Genomic DNA, 19,391 nt, shown 5'->3' on the forward strand with positions numbered 1-19,391 from the left:
TCGTGATTTCCCACAAAACCTCGTGCGTGGAAGTTTGCGCGTGCACACTCGCACACAAGGAAACATCCAAATGATTACAATGAGAAAAACGGCATCTCTGCTCGCTGCCACTGCGCTTAGTGTGACAGGCACGCTTGCTTATGCCCAGGATGCAGACACACAGTCCGAGCTGGAGAACCTGCGTCTCCGGATCGAAGCTCTGGAGTCTCAGGGACCAGGTTCCACCCCCGGCGAGTTCAGGATCGGCAACACGACCCTGGACGTCTACGGCTATATCAAAGCTGACTTTTTCTATGACTTTGACTTCGAGCAAGGCGACACCGCCTTCGTGAACGTTGTTGGTGAGCCTGATAATGCCACCAGCGGTACTTTCGGTACGACCGTTCGTCAGTCGCGGATCGGCTTGCTGACCAATACGCCCAGCGCCATCGGCGATCTTGGCGCACAATTGGAAGTCGACCTGTTCGCCAGCAACGGCACTGCCGAACTGCGTCTGCGTCACGCGAACATCCGGATCGGCGATCAGTGGCTGATCGGTCAGTTCTGGACGAACTTCCAGCCGCTGGACACTTACCCGACCTCGGTCGAATTTAACGGTCCGGTTGGTATCGCCTTCGCCCGTGTTCCGCAGGTCCGTTACACCAACGCGTTCTCGCCGAATGCTGAATTCGCTGTATCGATCGAACAAAACGTCAGCGCTTCGAACTCGGACGATCCGGTTCTGACCGCGTCTGCTGAATACAACGACGGCAAGTACGTTGCCCGCGGCGCTGTTCTCTACGGTAAAGCGGAAGACGGTGGTGTTGAGGTTGACCAGACCGGTCTGACCCTGTCCGGCTCGGCGCGTCTGTGGGAAGGTGGCCTGTTCCAGGTTAACTACGTTACCGGTGAGGCCCTTGGCCCCTGGCTGATTGGTGTCGGCGACGCGATTGTTGGCGGCGAAGCCAACGACGTTGACGGTTTCACCGTTGAATTGCGTCAGGATATCGGACCCAAGTGGAACGTCGGTATCGCCTACGGTTACGAAGACTACGACCTGCCGACCTCGACCGGCACGCTGGCCTTCACCGAGCTTGAGACGATCCACGTCAACGCGTTCTACCAGGCAACCGAAACGCTGACGCTCAGCGCCGAATACATCTACGGCGAGCGGAACGACGTGATCTCGGGGCAAGACTTCGACGCAAGCCGTGTTCAGCTTGCGGCTCAGTTGAACTTCTGATCGCATATCACGACCCTGTCCCCCACGGGGCAGGGCTTTACTTGGGCTGAACCCAAAACTGCGATATGCAATCGCCCTATCCACGTTCAGCGTACACCATCGAAGATGTCAGGGAATGACGCCTTCGCGACATCCAAATCAATCACCAGCAACGCATCGTAACTTGCCGGATCAAACGGATCCTCGGCAGCAACGACCTCGCGTCCGAACAGCCAGCTCAGACGACCCGCGTCGAGATTTCCGCGCTCAAAGGGCTGATCCCCAAAATGGTTCCACAGCGCCTCCATGAAGGCGGTGTCTGCACGACGGTCGGCAGGTTTGCGATCACGAAAACGCTCTCGGGTGGTCAGCGGTGTAACCCCCTTGGGATTTGCCCGGCGGATGGTAAACTGAAAGTCTGTACCGGCCAGACGGCCCGGAAAACCACGATGCTTTAACATGGCAATCCCTCGCCCGTGTCGACGCATCCCGAGTAAAACAAATCACATCCGATGAAGGATGAGGTCATATCGCGTACCTCCAAAGCCGCATTTCTGAACTGAAACGCTCTGCCTGTCTGAAAACCGGGTTTCATTGTCAGAGCCCCTCCCAGATACACTGCGATTGTTCCAACCGGTAGGCTTCGAAGAACTGTGTTGCGTCGGGTGCGGATCGCCCGAATTCTATCGGACGATCAGACAGCGATATGACAACCCTGGCAGGGTTCAGCTCGTATTCCGCGACATACGCAACGGCCAAGGTTTGACACAGGTGCTCCATGTCTATCGAGGCGACATCGTACCCGATGCGTCCGACGTCAGATCCGATCTTTGGCGCGATGAAACGAAAACGCACCCATAGCTCACCCGGGTTATTGTCCAGCAAGACATCCGTGAGATGAACGGGCTGACCAGAGGGGACAGGCAATAGGTTTTCAGCCTGGGGAAAAGCAGCAGTGGACAGCGCCAGCAGCGACAGAATAAAGGCGCAATCCCGGACCCACCTAGGGTGAGCTCCTCTCTCCGGGATTGCGCGCGCTTGGCTTTTGGCCCGCGCTTTTCTATCTCTGATAAGAGCACTCATTTACCAGCTTTACCCTCAAAGTCAAATTTGCCCTGGGAAAAAAACCAACCTATTCGCCGTTGCAGGGCGAGCTTTGAAAACCCAGCCCTGCCCGCGCGTTAGAGCGGAATGTTGTCGTGCTTTTTCCACGGGTTTTTCAGCTGCTTGTTCCGCAAGCTGGCGAATGCCCTCGACACGCGCCGACGCGTCGACTGCGGCATGATCACCTCGTCGATGAACCCGCGCTCGGCGGCGACAAAGGGGTTGGCAAAACGGTCTTCGTAGTCCTGCGTATGTTGGGCAATCTTTTCTGCGTCGCCAAGATCTGCGCGGTGGATGATCTCGGTCGCACCTTTTGCGCCCATAACGGCGATCTCAGCCGTTGGCCACGCATAGTTGAAGTCGCCCCGCAAATGCTTTGACGCCATAACGTCATAGGCACCACCATACGCTTTACGGGTAATAACGGTGACTTTTGGAACCGTCGCTTCGCCGTATGCAAACAGCAGCTTGGCGCCGTGTTTGATAACACCGCCATATTCCTGCGACGTCCCCGGCAAAAAGCCCGGCACATCGACCAGCGTCAGGATCGGGATTTCAAAACAGTCGCAAAAGCGCACGAACCGCGCAGCTTTGCGTGAGCTGTCAATGTCCAGACACCCAGCCAGAACCATCGGCTGGTTGGCGACGATACCCACCGTCTGCCCCTCAAGCCGGACAAAACCGGTGATGATGTTTTTGGCGTAGTCTTCCTGGATCTCGTAAAAATCGCCCTCGTCCGCGATCTTCGTGATCAGCTCTTTCATATCATAGGGGGTATTCGGATTGTCGGGGATCAGCGTGTCCAGCGAGGTTTCGACACGGTCGGGTTCATCGAAGAACGGGCGCACGGGCGGCTTTTCACGGTTGTTCAGCGGCAGGAAATCCACGAGGCGGCGGACCTCGGCCAGCGCCTCAACGTCATTTTCAAAGGCGCCATCTGCAACCGACGATTTCTTGGTATGAGTTGATGCACCCCCCAGTTCTTCGGCGGTTACAACCTCGTTGGTGACAGTCTTCACCACGTCGGGTCCGGTTACGAACATGTATGAGGTGTCTTTGACCATGAAGATAAAGTCTGTCATTGCCGGGCTATACACAGCCCCACCAGCGCACGGCCCCATAATCACACTGATCTGTGGCACCACACCCGAAGCCATGATATTGCGCTGGAAAACTTCGGCATACCCGGCCAGAGATGCGACGCCTTCCTGAATGCGCGCGCCGCCCGAGTCGTTGATTCCAATCACAGGCGCGCCGTTCTGAATTGCCATATCCATGATCTTACAGATTTTCTGCGCATGCGTTTCGGACAGTGATCCACCAAAAACCGTAAAGTCCTGACTGAACACATAGACCATCCGACCATTGATCGTACCCCAACCGGTGACAACACCGTCGCCAGCAGGCTTCTGATTTTCCATACCAAAATCAGTGCAGCGATGGCTGACAAACATGTCGAACTCTTCAAAGCTGTCTTCGTCCAACAACAGCTCAATCCGCTCGCGGGCTGTCAGCTTACCGCGCCCATGCTGTGCGTCGATCCGCTTTTGTCCACCACCCAAACGGGCGTTATTGCGGCGTCCTTCAAGCTCGGTCAGGATGTCTTTCATGGCGATGATCCCCTATTGAATTTTGCGGGACCCTATACGCATATGGCTCAACGCCAAAGCAACTTTCGGCAAATTTGCAAATCTTTGGCAACATTTGTTTGGAAAACTGTAAATTTGCTAAGTATCGATTTTTGCCATCCATATGGATGGCAATTGCTGGAACGACGCTTATACATGTGAACCATGCAGTTCAGTTCCTCTTCGGCGCATCGTACGCCTCCCAAAATTGGCACCCTTGTTTTGCTGTCGGGGCTCTCTGCGCTCAGCCTGAACCTGTTCCTACCCAGCCTGCCCAACATGACTTTGTACTTCGAGGTCGAATACAAGGTTATGCAACTTTCTGTCGCTTTGTACCTGCTGGTTAGCGCCATTCTACAGATTTTAATCGGACCACTCGCCGACAACATGGGCCGCAGGCCAGTGCTGCTGTGGGGGCTTACGCTGTTCCTGATAGCAACGATCGGCTGCATCTATGCGCCCAACGCCGAAGCGTTTCTTCTTTTCAGGATGTGTCAGGCTTGCGTCGTGACAGGGATGGTCCTTAGCCGGGCCGCCGTGCGCGACCTGTTCGATCAGGACCAGGCGGCCTCGATGATCGGCTATGTCACGATGGGCATGGCAGTCGTCCCCATGATCGGCCCTGCCATTGGCGGCATTCTCGAGGAAAGCTTCGGCTGGAAAGCGAATTTCTGGCTGCCTTTTGCCTTGGGTGTGCTGACTTTAGCCCTGACCTACTCGGACTTTGGTGAGACATCATCCAAAAGCGGCAAAACTCTGCTTCAACAGTTCCGCGAGTACCCTGAGCTGCTTAGCTCTCCGCGCTTTTGGGGATACTCGCTGTCTTCAGCGCTTTCTTCTGGTGCCTTCTTTGCATATTTGGGTGGCGCACCCTTCATCGGCACAGAGCTTTTCGGCCTGAGCGCTGCAGAGGTTGGAATTTATTTCGGCGCCCCCGCCGTCGGCTATTTCCTTGGTAACTTCATCAGTGGTCGGTACTCGGTCCGCTTCGGCGTCAACCGCATGGTGTTTTGGGGCTGCGTGATGAACGCAACAGGTGTCCTGCTGTCCTCACTGTTTTTCCTGACAGGCTTCGGGACTGCCTTAAGCTTTTTTGGGTTCATGACCTTCGTCGGAATTGGCAACGGCATGACCATTCCAAACGCGACCTCTGGGGCCCTGTCTGTCCGTCCGCACCTGGCCGCAACCGCTTCCGGTTTGAGCGGAGCGATAATGTTGGGCGGCGGCGCGGGGCTCAGCGCGCTGGCTGGCAACCTGCTGACACACGACACCGGGGCAATGCCGCTATTATGGCTCATGCTGACGACCGCCCTGCTTGCGATCCTCGCCATCACCTCGGTGATCCGCCGCGAAAGACAATTGGGCCTGTAAGACTCTTGCGTCAGGCGGTTTGCAAAGCTAGCTTGCCCCACCCGAATAATTGCAAAGGCCCGACATGGCGACCCAAAAGCTCTATGCTGGCGCGAAACTGCGTGAAATGCGGACACGGCTGACGCTGACCCAGAAAGAATTCGCTGCAAAGTTAGGGGTTTCCCTGCCCTACCTTAACCAGATGGAGAATAACAACCGTCCGATTTCAACAACGGTTGTCTTGGCCCTGGCGCAAGAATTCGGCATGGACGTGACCGAGCTTAGTACCGGTGACAGCGAACGCCTTGTGTCCGATATGCGCGAGGCATTTGCCGATCCGATTTTCGACGACGCAATTCCCCCGCTGGCCGATCTGCGCCTGACAGCCTCGAACGCACCCGCACTGGCGCGGGCATTCATCGCTTTGCACAGAACCTATCGCCAAACCCATGAACGGCTTGCCTCCTTGGACGAAGCGCTGGGGCGCGAAGACGCCCAGATACAAGCCAGCCCGTGGGAAGAGGTGCGGGACTTCTTCCACTACTGCGACAACTACATTGACGCCGTCGATCGCGCCGCAGAACGTTTTGCAAACCGCGCGCAGGAAAAAGGCGGTATCCGGGCCGCGGCGATCGACAACTTGGGAGAACAGGACATCCGGGTTCAACTGGCCGACATTGCCGAAACCCGGAAGTATGATGATGAAAGCAAAACGCTGCTGCTATCCTCGCGCAGCGCACCGCCAACACAGGTGTTCCAACTGCTGCTGCAAGTCGCCCTTCTCAATCAGGACAAGCTGCTTGAGGCGACACTGGATTTCGCGAAATTCCAAACCGAAGAGGCCCGGGCAATCGCCAAGATCGGATTGGCTAATTATTTCGCCGGCGCATCCCTGATGCCGTATGGTGCGTTTCTCGCAGCAGCGCAGGACTGCCGCCATGATCTTGAGCTGCTCAGCAACCGTTTCGGTGCCTCGATCGAGCAGGTCGCGCACCGCTTATCCACCCTTCAACGCCCGGGCGCCAAGGGTATACCGTTCTTTTTTGTACGAGTGGATCAGGCAGGCACCATCACAAAACGCCACTCGGCAACGCGACTTCAATTTGCCCGTTTCGGTGGCGCTTGCCCCTTGTGGAACGTGCACCGCGCCTTCGAAACGCCGGGTCACTTTCTGAGGCAGTTGGCAGAAACGCCTGACGGTGTGCAATACATCTCTCTTGCACGGGATGTTTCGAAATCAGGTGGGTCCTTCGGCGCGCCAGTACGCCGCTATGCCATAGCCCTGGGATGCGAAGTCCGTCACGCCGAGGCGCTTGTCTACGCCGACAACCTCGACATCAACAACGCCAGCGCCTACGAACCCATCGGAATTTCTTGCCGAATTTGCGAACGGCAAAATTGCCACCAACGCTCTGTCCCGCCTTTAGAAAGACGCCTGGCCATCGACGCCCATATCCGCGGGACCCTGCCCTACGAAGTGACCTGATCTTCGCCTGGCTAAAAAATATCCCGGGGGAGTCGCGGCTTGCCGCGACGGGGGCAGAGCCCCCGCCTGTAACTTACGCTTTGGACAAAATCGACCAGATCTGATCCTTGAGCGCCGCACGCTTCTTACGCAGATCAACCTCGGCCAACTCCTCCATCGGCTCGACATTGGTTTCGGCGCGGTGCACGACGCGGTTGATCTCGTGATACTCATCCGCCAGACGCGCAAAATGCGCGTCCGATTGCTTGAGCTGGCTCATCAGTTCAACCTTGTCCGGGAATTCTTCGGCCAGTTCATGCGGGGTGTGGGACATTCCTGTTCGCTCCTTAAATTGGTCGTTACGATTCAGGTCTAAAGATGTTTCGCACACCCCGCTTTGACGCGGATCAAATTAACGCTGTGCCGTCGCCCATTGCGGATGCACCCAGGGCTGATCATTCGCTTTTGGCAACGGGTCTTTGCCCAACACGCTATCGGACACCTTCTCGCCCACCATGATCGACGGCGCGTTGAGGTTGCCATTGGTGATCTGTGGAAAAACCGAACTGTCTGCAACGCGCAGGCCTGTCACTCCGATCACCCGACCTTCGGGGTCAACCACAGCATTTTGGTCATCCGCCCGGCCCATTCGGCAGGTTCCGCAAGGGTGATAAGCGCTCTCGGCATGTTCGGCGACAAAGGCATCCAGTTCTTCATCTGTCTGCACATCAGCGCCGGGCTGGATTTCTTTCCCTGCAAAGGGTTTGAACGCGTCCTGGCCAAAGATTTCGCGCGTCAGGCGAATGCAAGTGCGGAAGTCTTCCCAGTCTTCCTCGTGGCTCATGTAGTTGAACCGGATCACGGGCGCATCTTCGGGTCGGGCCGACCGCAAGGTCACCGCTCCACGCGACGGGGACCGCATCGGCCCCACATGCGCCTGAAACCCGTGCCCTTCGGGCGCAACCTGCCCATCATAGCGTACCGCGATCGGAAGGAAGTGGTACTGAATGTCCGGATATTCCACTCCGGGCTTCGATCGGATGAAAGCCGCGCTTTCGAACTGGTTCGAAGTCCCAAGCCCGGTCTTGGTGAACAGCCACTGCGCACCGATCAACCCTTTGCTGATCAGGTTCCAGTGTTTGTACAGTGTGATCGGCTGCAAGGACGCCTGCTGGATGTACAGTTCAAGGTGATCCTGCAGGTTTGCGCCCACTCCCGGTCGGTCCGCGACCACATCTATTCCGTGCTCGGCCAGATGAGCGGCTGGACCAATTCCGGACAGCATCAATAACTTGGGAGAGTTGATGGACGAAGCTGCAAGAATAACCTCGCGGCGAGCACGGATGACTTCCGTGGTTCCGCCCCGGATAAGCTCAACGCCCCTTGCGTGACCGTCTTCCATCACAACGCGTGTCGCGAGGCCGCGCACCAATTCGCAGTTTTCACGCTTGAGCGCGGGTCGCAGATACGCGTTTGCCGCCGACCAGCGCCGCCCTTGCCAGACGGTCTGCTCCATCGGCCCAAAGCCTTCCTGCTTTTCGCCGTTGTAGTCGCCCGTGACTTCGTATCCCGCCTGCCGGCCCGCATCGACAAAGGCCTGAAACAGAGGGTTCGTACGCGGCCCGCGCGAGACATGCAGCGGCCCATCTGTTCCACGCCATGTGGCATCTCCACCGTGGCCGCCGTCGTGCCATGTCTCCATCCGCTTATAGTAGGGCAGAACATCGGCATACGACCAACCGTCGGCCCCCATCTCGGCCCAGGTGTCAAAGTCACGCGCGTGACCCCGCACATAGACCATCCCATTGATCGAAGACGAACCGCCAATCACTTTGCCCCGCGGGCAAGCCAGACGGCGGTTGTTCATATGCGGCTCGGGTTCGGATTGGTAACCCCAGTCGTATCGCGCCATGTTCATCGGATAACTCAGCGCGGCGGGCATCTGGATAAAGGGGCCAGCATCCGTGCCACCATGTTCAATCACCAGAACCGAGGCCCCTGCCTCGCTAAGTCTGTATGCCATCGCGCAGCCTGCGGAACCTGCGCCGACGATGACGAAATCTGCTTCCATTTAAGGCACTCCATTGCCCATGGCCCCGGCTTTCCGCTGAAAGACACAAATGAGACCGAAGGGGTATTGCTAATTCTTGAGTTACTCTCCGCGTGGAAAGCGCTGGCTTTCCTCGACGATGTTCAGGTCCATGTGGTTGCGCATGTACCGTTCAGACGCTTTTTGCAGCGGCTGATAATCCCACGGGTAATACCCGCCCTGCCGCAAAGCTTCGTAGACGACCCAACGACGGGCCTGACTGGCCCGCACATCCGCGTCGAAGGCATCCAGATCCCAACGCGCCTCAGACTTGGCACGCAGGGTTTGCAAGGTCCCCGCGTGTTCCGGCCGCCCGGCGAGATTGGTCAATTCATGTGGATCGGCCTCCAGATCGAAGAGCTGATCCGGGTCCAGCGCACAGCGGTTGTATTTCCACTTGCCATAACGCAAAGAAACCAACGGCGCATAGGACGCCTCGGCCGCGTATTCCATCGCGACTGGCGCGGTCCGTTCTGTACCATTTGCCAAAGGCACAAGGTCTTGGCCATCGGTCCATGGCGCAATCTCGGCCATGTCGACGCCCGCCAAAGCCCCTAGCGTTGGCGTCACATCGACAGTCGAAACCGGGGTATCTATGCGCCCCGCCGGAAGATCAGGTGACGAAATCATCAGCGGCACCCGCGACGAGCCTTCGAAGAAGGTCATCTTGAACCACAGACCACGTTCACCCAGCATGTCGCCGTGATCCGAGACAAACAGGATAGTCGCCTCTTGGCGGGTTGTCTCAAGCACTTCGAGAATTTCGCCTATCTTGTCGTCCAGATACGAGATATTCGCAAAATAGGCGCGGCGCGACCGTCGAATGTCATCTTCCGAGATGTCAAAGCTACGCCAGTCGTTTGCGTCGAAAATACGTTGTGAGTGAGGGTCCTGATTGTCGTACCCGATGTCTGAAACGGCAGGCAGCAGATGTTCGCAATCTTCGTAGAGGTCCCAGTACTTCCGCCGCGCGACATACGGGTCGTGTGGGTGGGTGAAACTGACCGTCACGCACCAGGGGCGCTCGTCCTTGCCGCGGGCCAGATCATAAAGTTTGGCTTTGGCGTTATAGGCAACTTCGTCGTCATACTCCATCTGGTTAGAGATTTCGGCGATCCCCGCACCTGTGACAGAGCCCATATTGTGATACCACCAGTCAATCCGCTCACCGGGCTTACGATAGTCCGGTGTCCAGCCGAAATCGGCTGGATAGATATCGGTGGTCAGGCGGTCCTCGAACCCATGTAACTGATCCGGGCCCACAAAGTGCATTTTGCCAGACAGGCATGTGTAATAGCCCGCGCGCCGCAGATGATGCGCGTATGTCGGGATATCACTGCGAAACTCAGCGGCGTTGTCGTAGACGCCTGTGCGCGACGGCAGTTGACCGGACATAAAGCTGGCACGCCCCGGTGCACAAAGGGGTGATGCCGTATAGGCATGGGCGAAACGCGTCGAACGCGCGGCTAACTTCTTGAGGTTCGGCGCATGAAGCCAATCCGCGGGACCGTCCGGAAAGAGGGTCCCGTTGAGTTGATCCACCATCAGGATCAAAATATTGGGTTGTGTCATTTTTCTGCCTCGAGGAACGTACCAAGCACCCGCATCGCGTGGTTAACAGCCAGCTGCGGCTCTTCCGGGGCGCTGAGGGCGGCGCGGATATACAAACCGTCAATCAGGGCGACCATATCCTCGGCCGCTTCTACGGGGTCCGACAGCAACGGGCGCAAAGCGTGGATGAGGTTCGACCTAATACGCGCCTGATAAACCTGCCAAAGACGCAGCGCCTCTTCATTCGTTTGCGCCAATACGTAGAAAGTCATCCATGAAGAAATGACGTCTGGCGTAAAACAGGATGGCGCGAAACAGGACCGTATGATGGCCTGTGCCCGCTCGTCCGGCGCAGCGGACCGGAGTGCAAGCCGAACTTCGTCACTGAAATCCGAAAGGATACGTCGCATCGCCGCCAGAAAAATCTGGTCCTTACCGCCAAAGTAGTGATGCGCCAGCGCGCTGGACATGCCAGCACGTTTGGCTATCTGACTTACAGTCACGTCAAGGGATTTTTTCGACCCGAGTTCGGCAATCGTCGCCTTGACAATCGCATCCCGGCGGATCGGCTCCATTCCCAGTTTTGGCATTCTTGCACCCTCACCCGCGGTTTACGAAAAAACGCTAGGAGGTTTTTATTGATCCGTCAATCAACAACGAATTTCACAACAGACAAAGGTTCAAAGTTTGGGTGCGATACTGGGCGTGGTCAGGCTGCTTCGGTTCAGCACGGCCTCGCGCCATGCGATAAAGCTGACCGCAGACAGAATCAGGGTACCGCCTGCGACCACCCAGATGTCGACGCTTTCATGAAAGACCAAAGCGCCCATCAACGTGGCCCAAATCAGCTGCAAGAAGGTCACGGGCTGCGTCACAGCCACCGGAGCAGCCTGCAGGGCAAGCGTCATGAAGTAGTGGCCCAACGTCGCAAAGCTTGCCACCAGAAACAGAACGCCCAGCTCATAGAGGCTTGGAGATGTCCAGACAGCGACTGCGAACGGAACAAGGGCGATAGTTACCCAAATCGACATGTGCGCCACCACAACTGATGGCGGCAGATCTCGGACCAGCATCTTGGCCAGCAGATACGAGGCCCCTAGCATCAGGGATGTCACCAGCATGCTCAGGTGACCCATCGAGACTTCGCGAAATCCGGGGCGCAGAATGATCGCGACCCCGATCAACGCCACGCCAATGGCCGCAATACGCCGGAACGCCAGCTTTTCACCCAGAAACAGTACGGCCCCGAGCGTAACATACACGGGGGTCATGTAGTTCATGGCCGTCACCTCGGCCAACGGGATTTGGGTCATCGAGAAAAACCACATCATCACGGCGACGGCGTGAACAATGCCCCGCACCCCGAACAGCGCCAGGTGATGACGGGTCATATGAGTTGCAAGGATCAGTTTTAATGCGGGCAGCAGAAAAACCAAACCGAAGACGAACCGCAAAAACGCAGCTTGAATGGGGTTCATGCTTGACCCCAATGACTTGACCAGCGCCGTCATCACCACAAAGGAAATCCCAGCGGAGAACATCCAGAACATCCCCGCGATGGGGCGAGAAGAAGCGGCTAAACTTGTCATGTTAACGGTTCAACACCGAATGTCAGTCGGGGACAACCCCTCACATCATCACAAGCTTTGCTGCGATAGCCAGCATCACAAATCCAATCAGTACATCCAGTACCTGCCACGCACGCGGCCTTGCAAATACTGGTGACAGCACCCCGGCGCCGTATCCCAGCGAAAAAAAGAAAACAAAGCTGGCTGTCATCGCTCCTAAAGCAAAGAACAACCGGTCTTCGTATTGGGCAGATATAGACCCGATCAGAACCACCGTATCCAAATAAACGTGCGGGTTCAGCCATGTAAAAGCCAACGCGGTCAGCAATACGGACTTCAGACTGGCGCCCTTGCTTTCACCGACCTCCAAGGCCGATCCACCGCGCCAGGCGGATTGAAGGCTTCGGATGCCATACCACGTCAGAAAAAGAGCCCCGCCATACCGCATAACGATTTCGAACCACGGCAAAGCTTTCGCCAGAGTACCAAATCCCGCCACGCCCGCAGCAATCAGGATCGCGTCAGATACAGCACATGTCAGGCAAAGGGGAAATACGTGCTCGCGCCGCAAACCCTGCCTCAGGACAAAGGCGTTCTGGGCCCCAATCGCAAGGATCAGGCTAAAACCCAACGCAAAACCAGCGAAAAGCGACGCAGACATGAAACCTCCTACAGTTGGACGCGTTGACTACGACCATCGGGCACCGCTATCAAATTAAAGATCTTCACTCTGAATTAGTTTCCCTAATGCTGCTGGATCCCAACCATCTATCTGCGCTCACCGCAATTCTACGACACGGCAGCTTTGAGACTGCCGCGATTGATCTATCGGTGACGCCTTCTGCAATTTCCCAACGGATCAAAGCCTTAGAGGACCGTGTTGGAGCGACTTTGATCAATCGTGGCGTACCGTGCACTGCCACCCCGATGGGCCTTCGTATTGCGCAACATGCGGAGGATATCGGCCTGCTCGAAGCCAAACTGGCGCGCGAGTTGACGCTTGACCGCAAATCTGGCCCGGCCCGCATTCGGATCGCGGTTCCTGCGGACAGCCTCGCGACCTGGTTCATTAATGCCATGGCGCAAGTAGATGATATGCTGTTTGATCTTGTCATCGACGATCAGGACTATTCCGCCGATTGGCTGCGCCGAGGAGAAGTCAGCGCCGCCGTGACCGTAGGGGGCCAAACAGTCTCGGGATGTGACGCGATTGCGTTGGGCGCGTTCAGGTATCTGGCGACCGCAAGCCCGGAGTTCATGCAAAAATGGTTCAAGGACGGCGTCAACGAAAACAGTCTTAGCAATGCCCCCTGCTTAACCTTCAACCGTAAGGACGGCCTGCAAAAGGCTTGGATTACACAACAAACGGGGCGCAAGCTTTCGCCACCTTCGCACTTCCTTGCGTCGTCACATGGCTTTGTCGATGCTGCAGAGGTTGGCTTGGGATGGGGAATGAATCCCGAACAATTGGTGGATGCGGCCGTAGCCGAAGGAAGGCTGTCCGTGTTAGTGCCCGATGCCCCCTACGATGTGCCGTTGACATGGCAGGTCAGCCGCATATTGGCGCCCGCCCTTGGTTCACTGACAAAAGCTGTAAAAGACAGCGCGAAACAGTCCTTGCGGGCTTGCGACGGTTAGGTTTGAACCGTCTTGGCAGATTGGGGCACGACAACGCGATAGCAGGTAATCGCGGCGTAAAAGCTGACAAGAACGATGAAGACGATCGCCCAGGCGACCTCTTGCGTATGCGCGATAGCGGCAAGCATCACTGAAAGAACAACACCGGTGACACGGCAGATACTTTTGACTGCCGCTGCACCCTTTACGCGCTGATCCTTGGGCGCGACGTCAAGGAAATACAATCTGCGCGCGCTGTTAATGCCGGTCACCGCCACGGTTACCACAAACAGGGCAATAGCGTGCAAGTGAACGTCATGATCCAAGTGCAGAAAATGAAATGTCAAAAGCGTTGTACCCGTCACTGCGGCCATCAAGGTCCCCGTCACCATCACAGCGCGATGGGACTTCATGTTGACCAACTGCCATAACGGCGCTGAGACAAGATACCCCGACGCAGAGGACACGATCATCGCCGTCAGACCCTTGGCGGAAGAATGATGCGCCTCGGCCGCGATCAGGGCAAAGAACGGAACCGACAGTGACACGACAACCAAAGGAAACCGCATCACCATGTAGTGACGGAACCAAGCCTGTTTGAACATCGATGTTATATCGGTGAAATTTTCCTTGAACTTTCGTTTCTTAGCAGACGTTCCTATCGCATCTGAGGCTTCGTCACGCGTAATTTCAGACATCGCCAAAATTGACAGGCCAGACAGAATGAAAAACGTCACCGAAACGCCAATCACCGCCGAGTGACGAGAGAATGGCGGGTTCTCTTTGGTGATTTCATGCACCAAAAGAGCCAAGCCAATTGCCCCTAATCCACCGACACCCAGTTGCAGGTAACGCATGATCATCCGTGACTTGGATTGGACATGATCCCCCAAGAGGTCTGTGTACAGAAGCTCTTGCACTTCTTCGATCAAACCAATCGCAAAGAACATCGCCACAAAAGCCACTGCAATCAAAGGAACAATACCTGTTGTTCCCATGGCTAATGCCACCAACAGACACATCCCGATGGCGATCTCGGTCAGCGCAATACCGCGTTTCTTTCGTTTTTGCGCTGAAAGCGGGCGCGCCAGAAAAACATCGGAAATCATGCTGCCGGCCATACGCACCGATACCAGCGCCCCGGCAACAAACATCGGCAATTCAAGGGAAACGGCAAGAAATGGCAGAACGATCGACGGGCTTCCAAGTGTCCAAGCAACCTGAGACAAGATACCCTGCCCGGCCAAAACAGGAAAATTCCGTTTTTCAGAAGCTTCTGCAGCGTTCTTCAGGCCCTGTTTCTGATCAAGTTCCGTCACAGATCGCTAAACCTCCGGAATGATCTGGGCATTGCCAAGACCTTAACGAGTCAGGATTGAGCGGCCAAGTGCCAGTGATCCCGAACGGTCTGAACCTGTTGCTGTCGCAGCCTTGAATGTCTGCACGGCGGACAAAAAAACCCGGCCAATAGGCCGGGTTTTGCAATTGCGCTATTGGCTCAGTTTAAAGCTGCGCCATAACCTCATCGGATGCTTCGAAATTAGTTGTAACGCGCTGAACGTCATCGTCGTCTTCCAGAGCATCCACCAGCTTCATCAGCTTTTGCATATCTTCCAGTCCCAATTCGGTCGTGGTCGTGGGTTTCCAGACCAGTTTGGTCGACTCGGTTTCACCCAGCGCTGCTTCCAGTGCGTTTGAAACGTCGTTCAGGTCAGTATCCGCACACCAGATGATATGGCCATCTTCCGAGCTTTCGACATCTTCTGCGCCGGCCTCGATAGCCGCTTCAAAGATGGTATCAGCATCGCCTGCCGAAGCGGGATAAACCACCTCGCCCTTGCGATCGAACATGAACCCGACCGAGCCGGTTTCACCCAAATTGCCGCCATTCTTGGAAAAGGTCGACCGCACGGTCGAGGCCGTCCGGTTGCGGTTGTCGGTCATCGTCTCAACGATCACGGCCACACCATTGGGGCCGTAGCCCTCGTACCGGATTTCTTCGTATTCGTCGCCTTCACCTGCAACCGACTTCTTGATCGCGCGATCAATCACATCTTTGGGAACCGAGTTCGACTTGGCTTCTTTTACGGCCAGACGCAGGCGCGGGTTCTTGTCGGGATCGGGGTCGCCCATCTTGGCAGCGACTGTGATCTCTTTCGACAGTTTGGAAAACAATTTGGACCGCGCGGCGTCCTGACGTCCCTTGCGGTGCTGGATATTGGCCCATTTGGAGTGGCCTGCCATGGTGCGTCCTCGTCATCGTGATTGCGTGTTCGGCGCTCATATAGACGTTTGCAGGGGGCATGATCAAGAGAGCCGCTTGCCCGAAAGCCGTTCGCAGGTATGGTGGCGGCATGACGACCGATCAAATCATTCTTTTTGTCCTTTTCGCTACAGTCTTTGGAATGCTTCTTTGGGGCCGTTTCAGATACGACCTTGTCGCGTTTTCCGCCCTGCTGATCGGGGTCGTTCTGGGAGTGGTGCCAGTTGACGATGCCTTTGCGGGTTTCGGTCATCCAGCAACGATCATCGTCGCATTGGTACTGGTCGTATCCGCGGGTCTGGTCCGTTCCGGCGCGGTGTTTCTGATCACACGCTCGCTTGTGGATGCGTCCCGCGGACTTGGCGCCCATATCGCGCTGATGGGTGGGATCGGTGCGGTTCTGTCTGCTTTCATGAACAACGTTGCAGCGCTGGCGCTGCTCATGCCTGTGGACATACAGACCGCGCGCAAAGCGGGTCGGTCGGTGGGGCTGAGCCTGATGCCGCTAAGCTTTGCCACCATTCTTGGCGGGATGGTGACGCTGATCGGGACGCCGCCCAATATCATCATCGCCTCGATCCGGGCAGAAACACTGGGTGAACCGTTTCGCATGTTCGATTTTGCCCCCGTTGGCGGGGTTGCCGCGCTTGCCGGTCTGGCTTTTGTCGCACTGGTCGGGTGGCGTTTGATCCCCAACCGTGGACCCCAGACCGAAACGTCTGAGGCGTTGGCGGCATACATAGCGGAACTCACGATACCACCCGAATCCGCGCAGATCGGAAAACGGGTGGGCGAGCTGTACGAAGACGCCGAAAAATCCGACGTCGCCATCATCGGCCTGATCCGGGACGGGAAGCGGCGTTATGGCAGATCTGCCCATGCCACGCTGAAACAAGGAGACGCCCTGGTTCTTGAAGCCCGCCCCGAAGCGCTGGATGAATTCCGCGCCGCACTGAACCTGGATTTTTCGGACACCCGGCGTCAGGAACTGCTGACTGCCGAGGGCGACGGGCTTGAAGTGATCGAGGTGGTCGCCACGGAAAACGCGCGCATTACCGGGCGCACAGCTCAGGGTTTGGGCCTTGCGTGGCGGCAAAGCACGGTTCTAATGGGCATCTCTCGTCAGGGCCGCAGCATCACCGAGCAGGTTCGTAAGACCGAGGTTGAAGCCGGTGATATTCTTCTACTGCTGTGCCCGCGCGACCGAAGCGTCGATGTGACCGAATGGTTGGGATGCCTTCCCCTCGCGCAGCGGGGGCTTAACGTTACGGCGAATGACAAGGCCGGATTGGCCATTGGTCTGTTCGCCGCTGCCGTACTCGCCGCCAGTATCGGGCTGATATACCTGCCCATCGCGCTGGGATTGGTCGTGGTCGCCTATGTGCTGACCAAGATCATGCCGATCACCGATATCTACAACCATATTGAGTGGCCTGTGGTGGTTCTGCTCGGATCGATGATCCCATTGGGGAGCGCGCTGGAAAACTCTGGTGGGACCGAGCTGATTGCGAACGGCCTGATCCACCTCACGAACGGAATGCCCGCCTGGGCCATTCTCACGGTCTTGATGGTGGTGACCATGACGTTGTCGGATGTGCTGAACAACACGGCGACCGCGATTGTGGCGGCACCCGTTGGGATACAGATGGCGCGCAGTCTGGACGTTTCGCCAGATCCTTTCCTCATGACCGTTGCCGTTGCCGCCTCGGCCGCTTTTCTGACCCCGATAGGGCACAAGAATAATACACTGGTTCTTGGACCCGGCGGCTATCGGTTCGGCGATTACTGGCGCATGGGATTGCCGCTTGAAATCCTGATCGTCGCGGTCTCGGTCCCTGCCATTCTTGTGTTCTGGCCGCTGTGATGTGAAAACCCATCTCATGAAACGATTTCTGATTTTGCAACTACGCCCCGAGACCGACGCCTCGGATGCCGAATACGCATCAATCCTGCACAAAACCGGCCTGACACCCGACCGAACGCTCCGTATCCGGCTGGACTGCGAAGAGCTGCCGGATGGCCTGGATGTCAGGGACTACGCCGGAGTGATCGTTGGTGGCGGTCCGGGCTGTGTCAGCGATGACCCTGCTACCAAATCGGCCATAGATACCCGGGTCGAGGCAGCAATCATGGGCCTGATGCCCCAGATCACAGCCCACGATCACCCATTCATGGGCTGCTGCTACGGATTGGGTATTCTGGCGGCACATCTGGGCGGCAACGTCAGCAAGGAACGGTACAGCGAACCGGTTGGACCATCGACCTGCCACCTGACCGACGCGGGGCGACAAGACCCCCTGACCGCAGGCTTGGAACCAGCGTTCGACGCCTTGGTCGGCCACAAAGAGGCCGTTCAGGCGCTGCCCGAGGGCTGTACCCACCTGTTGTCATCAGACCCCTGCCCGTTTCAGATGGTCCGGTGGGGTCAGAATGTTTACGCCACGCAATTCCATCCCGAAGCCGATGCGCGCGACTTTGAAGAGCGTATCAATATCTATAAACACCACGGCTATTTCCCGCCCGAGGACGCCCAAAGGCTGATCGACATCTGTCATGCCGCGAATGTCACGCAACCCGCCATAATCCTTCGCCGATTTGCAGAACGTTACGCGTGACCCAACGGCGCTGTTGCCTGATCGGTCGCCCCTCGCTTAGGTTGGCTTCAACGACTTTGGGAGGAGTTGTTCTTGGATTTTCTCATAAATGTCGGCCTGCCCCTGTCGCTAGCCATCATCATGCTGTCTTTGGGTGTCGGGCTTGAGGCTGCCGACTTTCGCCGTGTCCTCAGCCGAAAGTACCCTTTTGCCATTGGTGCGATCAGTCAGGTTTTACTGATCCCCCTGGCCGCGTTCACGACGGTTAAACTGTTTGGCCTGCCCCCCGAGATCGCCGTCGGCGTCATGCTGCTGAGCTTTTGTCCCGGAGGTGTCACAAGCAATATCCTTGCCAAATTCGCTAAGGGCGACGTCGCTCTGTCTGTCAGCCTGACCGCCGTGATCAGCTTGCTGTCTATCGTTACTGTGCCCATCCTCGCCGCGTGGTCCATTGCTCACTTTATGGGAGAAACCGCACCCAAAGTGTCGATCGGCTCACTGGCCACGGCTCTGTTTCTCATCACCACCCTACCTGTTGCCATAGGGGTCAGCCTGCGCCATTTCGCACGTGACTTTGCCCTTAGGATAGATGCGCCTTTATCCAAACTGGCGGCGATCCTATTTGTGCTTATCGTGCTGGCCGCGTTGGCTGGAAACTGGCAGTTCTTCATTCAGAACCTCAGCTCCATCGGCACGGCCTTGGTGCTGCTGAACATCGCGCTTTTGCTGATAGGTCTGGGCCTTTCACGCTTTGCCAATCTGTCATGGAACGAAGCTAAGACCGTCTCGATTGAAACAGGTATCCAGAACTCGGCACTTGGTATTACGCTGGCCGCGTTGATTACGGGCACGACCACCGGGTTCAGCCCATTGGCGGTGCCCGCAGCGGTGTACGGGATCACGATGTATGTGGTTGCCACGCCGTTTATCCTTTGGTTCCGCAGCCGCTGAAAGGACCCTT

At 56.8% G+C, this 19,391-nt stretch carries 18 protein-coding genes; 7 read left to right on the forward strand and 11 right to left on the reverse strand.

Annotation, left to right across the window (positions count from 1 at the left end; genetic code table 11):
- The first annotated feature begins 70 nt into the window (after positions 1 to 70).
- Complete coding sequence (locus tag ACR0DG_RS08520; protein WP_480696219.1) at positions 71 to 1,222, forward strand: DcaP family trimeric outer membrane transporter; 1,152 nt, start codon at positions 71 to 73, stop codon at positions 1,220 to 1,222.
- 86 nt (positions 1,223 to 1,308) lie between these two features.
- Here ACR0DG_RS08520 and ACR0DG_RS08525 read toward each other — a convergent pair whose 3' ends face one another.
- From ACR0DG_RS08525 to ACR0DG_RS08535, 3 genes are all read right to left on the reverse strand, one after another.
- Positions 1,309 to 1,662 carry a hypothetical protein gene (locus ACR0DG_RS08525; RefSeq protein WP_480696221.1) on the reverse strand — a complete coding sequence of 118 codons (354 nt, stop codon included), beginning with the start codon at positions 1,660 to 1,662 and terminating at the stop codon, positions 1,309 to 1,311.
- Between the two features lie 136 nt (positions 1,663 to 1,798).
- Complete coding sequence (locus ACR0DG_RS08530; RefSeq protein WP_480696223.1) at positions 1,799 to 2,284, reverse strand: DUF6497 family protein; 486 nt, start codon at positions 2,282 to 2,284, stop codon at positions 1,799 to 1,801.
- 98 nt (positions 2,285 to 2,382) lie between these two features.
- Positions 2,383 to 3,915 carry an acyl-CoA carboxylase subunit beta gene (locus ACR0DG_RS08535; protein ID WP_480696225.1) on the reverse strand — a complete coding sequence of 511 codons (1,533 nt, stop codon included), beginning with the start codon at positions 3,913 to 3,915 and terminating at the stop codon, positions 2,383 to 2,385.
- Between the two features lie 183 nt (positions 3,916 to 4,098).
- Between ACR0DG_RS08535 and ACR0DG_RS08540 the strand changes: the two genes are divergently transcribed.
- Both ACR0DG_RS08540 and ACR0DG_RS08545 read left to right on the forward strand, forming a co-directional pair.
- Entirely contained in the window at positions 4,099 to 5,304 is a 1,206-nt protein-coding gene (locus ACR0DG_RS08540; protein WP_480696227.1) for a multidrug effflux MFS transporter, read from the forward strand.
- Positions 5,305 to 5,368: 64 nt separating this feature from the next.
- Positions 5,369 to 6,769 (forward strand): helix-turn-helix domain-containing protein, encoded by a 1,401-nt coding sequence (locus ACR0DG_RS08545; protein ID WP_480696229.1) that lies wholly within the window; start codon positions 5,369 to 5,371, stop codon positions 6,767 to 6,769.
- A gap of 73 nt (positions 6,770 to 6,842) precedes the next feature.
- On the opposite strand, the gene ACR0DG_RS08550 is transcribed toward ACR0DG_RS08545, so the two are convergent.
- From ACR0DG_RS08550 to lysE, 6 genes are all read right to left on the reverse strand, one after another.
- Positions 6,843 to 7,082, reverse strand: coding sequence for an HP1242/YdcH family protein (locus ACR0DG_RS08550; protein WP_480696231.1), 240 nt, complete (start codon positions 7,080 to 7,082; stop codon positions 6,843 to 6,845).
- Between the two features lie 78 nt (positions 7,083 to 7,160).
- A complete protein-coding gene (gene betA / locus ACR0DG_RS08555; protein ID WP_480696233.1) occupies positions 7,161 to 8,819 on the reverse strand; it encodes a choline dehydrogenase in 1,659 nt (552 codons plus the stop codon).
- Between the two features lie 81 nt (positions 8,820 to 8,900).
- The gene (gene betC, locus ACR0DG_RS08560; protein ID WP_480696235.1) at positions 8,901 to 10,409 is read right to left on the reverse strand and encodes a choline-sulfatase; all 1,509 of its coding nucleotides are present in this window, start codon (positions 10,407 to 10,409) and stop codon (positions 8,901 to 8,903) included.
- Positions 10,406 to 10,978: a choline-binding transcriptional repressor BetI gene (gene betI / locus ACR0DG_RS08565; protein ID WP_480696237.1), complete on the reverse strand. Its 573-nt coding sequence runs from the start codon at positions 10,976 to 10,978 to the stop codon at positions 10,406 to 10,408. Before betI ends, betC begins: the two co-directional genes overlap by 4 nt.
- 90 nt (positions 10,979 to 11,068) lie before the next feature.
- Positions 11,069 to 11,977, reverse strand: a complete 909-nt coding sequence (locus tag ACR0DG_RS08570) for a DMT family transporter (RefSeq protein ID WP_480696238.1) — start codon at positions 11,975 to 11,977, stop codon at positions 11,069 to 11,071.
- A gap of 40 nt (positions 11,978 to 12,017) precedes the next feature.
- Complete coding sequence (lysE, locus tag ACR0DG_RS08575; protein WP_480696240.1) at positions 12,018 to 12,617, reverse strand: L-lysine exporter; 600 nt, start codon at positions 12,615 to 12,617, stop codon at positions 12,018 to 12,020.
- A gap of 86 nt (positions 12,618 to 12,703) precedes the next feature.
- On the opposite strand from lysE, the gene ACR0DG_RS08580 reads away from it, so the two are divergent.
- On the forward strand, positions 12,704 to 13,594 hold the full coding sequence (locus ACR0DG_RS08580; RefSeq protein ID WP_480696242.1) for a LysR family transcriptional regulator ArgP: 891 nt from the start codon (positions 12,704 to 12,706) through the stop codon (positions 13,592 to 13,594).
- On the opposite strand, the gene ACR0DG_RS08585 is transcribed toward ACR0DG_RS08580, so the two are convergent.
- Positions 13,591 to 14,892, reverse strand: coding sequence for an MFS transporter (locus ACR0DG_RS08585; RefSeq protein ID WP_480696244.1), 1,302 nt, complete (start codon positions 14,890 to 14,892; stop codon positions 13,591 to 13,593). The two genes, ACR0DG_RS08580 and ACR0DG_RS08585, sit on opposite strands and share 4 nt — an antisense overlap.
- Positions 14,893 to 15,076: 184 nt before the next feature.
- A complete protein-coding gene (locus ACR0DG_RS08590) occupies positions 15,077 to 15,817 on the reverse strand; it encodes a YebC/PmpR family DNA-binding transcriptional regulator (RefSeq protein ID WP_480696246.1) in 741 nt (246 codons plus the stop codon).
- A 110-nt stretch (positions 15,818 to 15,927) separates the two neighbouring features.
- On the opposite strand from ACR0DG_RS08590, the gene ACR0DG_RS08595 reads away from it, so the two are divergent.
- The 3 genes from ACR0DG_RS08595 (at position 15,928) to ACR0DG_RS08605 (ending at position 19,381) form a co-directional block, all read left to right on the forward strand.
- Positions 15,928 to 17,700: an SLC13 family permease gene (locus ACR0DG_RS08595; protein ID WP_480696248.1), complete on the forward strand. Its 1,773-nt coding sequence runs from the start codon at positions 15,928 to 15,930 to the stop codon at positions 17,698 to 17,700.
- Between the two features lie 16 nt (positions 17,701 to 17,716).
- On the forward strand, positions 17,717 to 18,451 hold the full coding sequence (locus ACR0DG_RS08600; protein ID WP_480696250.1) for a glutamine amidotransferase: 735 nt from the start codon (positions 17,717 to 17,719) through the stop codon (positions 18,449 to 18,451).
- 72 nt (positions 18,452 to 18,523) lie between these two features.
- Entirely contained in the window at positions 18,524 to 19,381 is an 858-nt protein-coding gene (locus ACR0DG_RS08605; protein WP_480696252.1) for a bile acid:sodium symporter family protein, read from the forward strand.
- The last annotated feature ends 10 nt before the right edge of the window (positions 19,382 to 19,391 follow it).

It is taken from the genome of Ruegeria sp. BG8, assembly GCF_056538325.1.